We start from the raw sequence: 3,553 nt of genomic DNA, 5'->3' as shown, positions 1-3,553 counted from the left end.
TACTTGTTGTCGAACTTCGACTTCGTCACCGAGTCGTTCACGTTGATCGCCGGGAACAGCAGCTTGCCGTCACGGTGCATCTCGTACAGACGGTGGACACCCGTCGTGGTCTCCTCGGTCACGCCCTTGATCGTGGCGGCGACCTCGGTCCACTTGTTCGGGGTCTCGACGAGCGTGCGGTTCAGCAGCTCCAGGATGATCCGGAACTCGTCGTTGTCCGCGGTGGACGGGTCCGGAGCGGCACCGGCCTTCTCGAACTCGACGCCCTTGTGGATCAGGAGGGTGGCGTCACCGCCGTCGTCCAGGATCATGTTCGGGGTCTTGCCGTCCGGCCAGGTCAGCGCCTGCTCGGTGCACCACCAGTACTCCTCCAGCGTCTCGCCCTTCCAGGCGAAGACCGGGATGCCCTGCGGGTTCTCCGGGGTGCCCTCCGGGCCGACCGCGATGGCGGCGGCCGCGTGGTCCTGGGTGGAGAAGATGTTGCACGAGCACCAGCGGACCTCGGCGCCCAGCGCGGTCAGGGTCTCGATCAGGACCGCGGTCTGCACGGTCATGTGCAGCGAGCCGGTGATCCGGGCGCCGGCCAGCGGCTGCGCCCCGGCGTACTCGGCGCGGATCGACATGAGGCCGGGCATCTCGTGCTCGGCCAGCTCGATCTCCTTGCGGCCGAACGGCGCCAGGGAAAGGTCGGCGACCTTGAAGTCACCGGTGATGTCGGTCGACATGCGTCTGCTCCTCGCTGATGGGGTGGGGCAAGGCCAAGGTCCTGGATGTGCGTCGCAACGCGCCGGTGCCGTACGGGTACACGGCCACGTCGGGGCGGCCGTGCCCGCTGTACCGGACCGGCTCCCTGTGCTCGGCACAAACCGTCGGAGGACCTCTCTCCCTCGACCGGGGCACACCCTACGGGTGCGGACCGCCGATCGACCGCCATCAGCAGCGACGTTCTGGCTCTGGTGACGAATCTACACCGGTGGCCCCGCCGGCCGTTCCCGGTTACGGATTTTCGGGGCCGGGCCCGCCGGGCGTGGCGGCCGGGTCGGCGCCGGCCGCGGCCTTCGCCGCGCTGTAGACGTCCGGCTCCAGGTAGATCGCGCGGGCGATCGGGACGGCCGCGCGCACCCGCTCCTCGGCGGCGTCGATGGCGGCCGCGACCCGGGCGGCGCTGTCCTCCGCGTTGACCGAGATCTTGGCGGCGATCAGCAGCTCCTCGGGGCCCAGGTGCAGCGTGCGCATGTGGATCACGCCGGTGACGGCGTCGCCGTCGACCAGGGCCGCGCGGATGCGGCGCACCGACTCGCGATCGGCGGACTCGCCGAGCAGCAGCGACTTGGTCTCCAGCGCGAGCACCACGGCGATCAGCACCAGGAGGACGCCGATGCACAGGGTGCCGACGCCGTCCCAGACGCCGTCGCCGGTGATCACGGTGAGCGACACGCCGAGCAGTGCGAGGACCAGGCCGATCAGCGCGCCGGTGTCCTCCAGCAGCACCACGGGCAGCTCCGGCGCCTTCGCGGTGCGGATGAACTGCACCCAGCCCTGGCCGCCCTTGGCCTTCGCCGACTCGCGCATCGCGGTGAGGAAGGACCAGCCCTCCATCCCGATCGCGAACACCAGCACGCCGACCGCCCACCCCCAGGAGTCCAGCACCTCCGGGTGGCTCACCTTGTGCCAGCCCTCGTAGACCGCGAACAGGCCACCGACGCTGAACAGCACGATGGCCACCAGGAAGCCGTACACGTAGCGCTCGCGGCCGTACCCGAACGGGTGCTCCTCGTCGGCCGCCCGGCGCGCCCGCTTGCCACCGATCAGCAGCAGTACCTGGTTGCCGGAGTCGGCCACGGAGTGGACGCCCTCGGCCAGCATCGACGACGACCCGGTGAAGCCGAAGGCGGTGAACTTGGCCGCCGCAATCGCCAGGTTCGCCGACAGGGCCGCGACCAGCGCTTTTGTCCCACCCTCGGTACTCATGCGGTCACCGTAACGCGCAGCTCGCTACGACTGCGCGGCGGCGAGCCCCAGGTAGACGGCGGCGAAGTCGGTCAGCGCGACGAGGTCGGCGAGCGCGTGCAGCGGCTCGGGCCGGGCGCTGGCGTACTCGGTGAGCCGGACGTCGTGGGCGGCGGCGAGGCGGTGCGCCCGGGAGACGCCGAAGGCGCGCGGGCCCTCGTGGTCCTCGGGCACCTCGGCCGGGCCCTCGTCGTCGAGCGGGCCGCCGGGCGTGCCCGGGGTGTGCCGCAGCAGCAGGACCTGGAGGTGCAGCGGGTCCGGCTCCTCCACGCGGTCGCGGAAGAAGTCGTCCGGATCGGCGCCCGCGCCGAGCTGGCCGGTGAACATGCCGCGGTGGGCGGTGAGCGCCTGCGGCAGCAGGCCGGGCAGTGCCGGGCGGCCGGCCCGGTCGGCCAGCTGGGCGGCGAAGCGGGTGGCGACGGCCCCGGCGACGGCGCCCTCGGCCCACAGCAGCGGGACGGTCCCGGCGAGCCGGGCGGCCAGGCCCTTGGCGGGGTTGGTGTACGCGGCGGCGTCGGGGCGGCAGCGGACGGCCGTCGCGTCGAGGAGGTCGGCGGTGGCCGGCAGCGCGTCGTACGGCAGCTGGGTGACGCCGATCTTCTGGGCGAGCGCCAGCAGCGGGGTCAGGTGGGCCCACAGCGCGCCCGGGTCCTCGGCGGGCAGGTCGGGCTCGGCGGCGAGCTCGGCCGGCGACTCGTCCTCGGGCCGCGCCGACGGCACGTACGGCAGCGGCAGCGCCCGCACCTGGAGCGCCGCCACGGCGAGCGGGCTGCCCTCGGGCGCGGTGACGACGATCGCGCAGCCGCGGGCGTAGGCCTGCTCGGCGAGGCCGATCAGGCCCTGCTCGTCGCCGTCCGCGGAGCTGATCACCAGCAGGTCGAGCGGGCCCGCCCAGCCGGGCAGCTGCCAGCCGAGCCCGGCGGTGAAGACGGGCGGGGCGCCGGCCCGGTCGGCGCGCGGGGCGGTGGCGTCGGTGGGCGGCAGCGGGGTGACGAGGCTGCCGGTGCCGGCCAGCGCGGCGAGGACCTCGCCCGCGGTCAGCGCGCTGCCGTGCCCGGCGACGAGCACGGCGCGCGGACGGCCGTCGGGCCGCAGCCGGTCGAGGCCGGCCGCGTCGGCGAGCCGCAGCGCGGTGCGCACCCGCGCACCCGAGCCGGCCAGGGCGAGCAGGGCGCGGTCGCGGTCGGCGCGCTGGAGGGCGGCCGGGTCGTCGAGCAGGGTGTCGTCGAGCATGCGGCGGTCCTCCGGCTGCGGTCGGCTGCGGTCCTGGGGGCGCTGGGCTGGCGGGGCTTCGCCCCAAGGATCAGGCCGGGCGGCGGGCCTCGTCCACCAGGAGGACCGGAATGCCGTCGCGGACCGGGTACGCGAGGCCGCAGTCGGTGCCGGTGCAGACCAGCTCGGGCTGCTCCTCGGTGCCGGCCTCGGCGAGCGCGGCCCGGCACTGCGGGCAGACCAGGATCTCCAGCAGGAAGGATTCGAGCTTCAAGGGGCTCTCCAAGAGTCGGGAGGTGGCGCGGCGGTGCCCCGGCCGATAGGCAACCCT

At 74.1% G+C, this 3,553-nt stretch carries 4 protein-coding genes; all 4 read right to left on the bottom strand.

The window, feature by feature from the left end; all coding sequences use genetic code 11:
- On the bottom strand, positions 1–725 hold a 725-nt coding region (locus tag AB0O00_RS32830), incomplete at its 3' end, for an adenosylhomocysteinase (RefSeq protein WP_363658036.1).
- Between the two features lie 271 nt (positions 726–996).
- A complete protein-coding gene (locus AB0O00_RS32825) occupies positions 997–1,971 on the bottom strand; it encodes a cation diffusion facilitator family transporter (protein WP_363658034.1) in 975 nt (324 codons plus the stop codon).
- Between the two features lie 24 nt (positions 1,972–1,995).
- Positions 1,996–3,243: an SIS domain-containing protein gene (locus tag AB0O00_RS32820; protein ID WP_363658032.1), complete on the bottom strand. Its 1,248-nt coding sequence runs from the start codon at positions 3,241–3,243 to the stop codon at positions 1,996–1,998.
- A gap of 70 nt (positions 3,244–3,313) precedes the next feature.
- A complete protein-coding gene (locus AB0O00_RS32815) occupies positions 3,314–3,496 on the bottom strand; it encodes a Trm112 family protein (protein WP_329928842.1) in 183 nt (60 codons plus the stop codon).
- Between the last annotated feature and the right edge of the window lie 57 nt (positions 3,497–3,553).

The organism is Kitasatospora sp. NPDC093558 (genome assembly GCF_040683475.1).
Classification (GTDB): Bacteria; Actinomycetota; Actinomycetes; order Streptomycetales; family Streptomycetaceae; genus Kitasatospora.
This window is presented reverse-complemented; position numbering and strand designations above follow the sequence as displayed.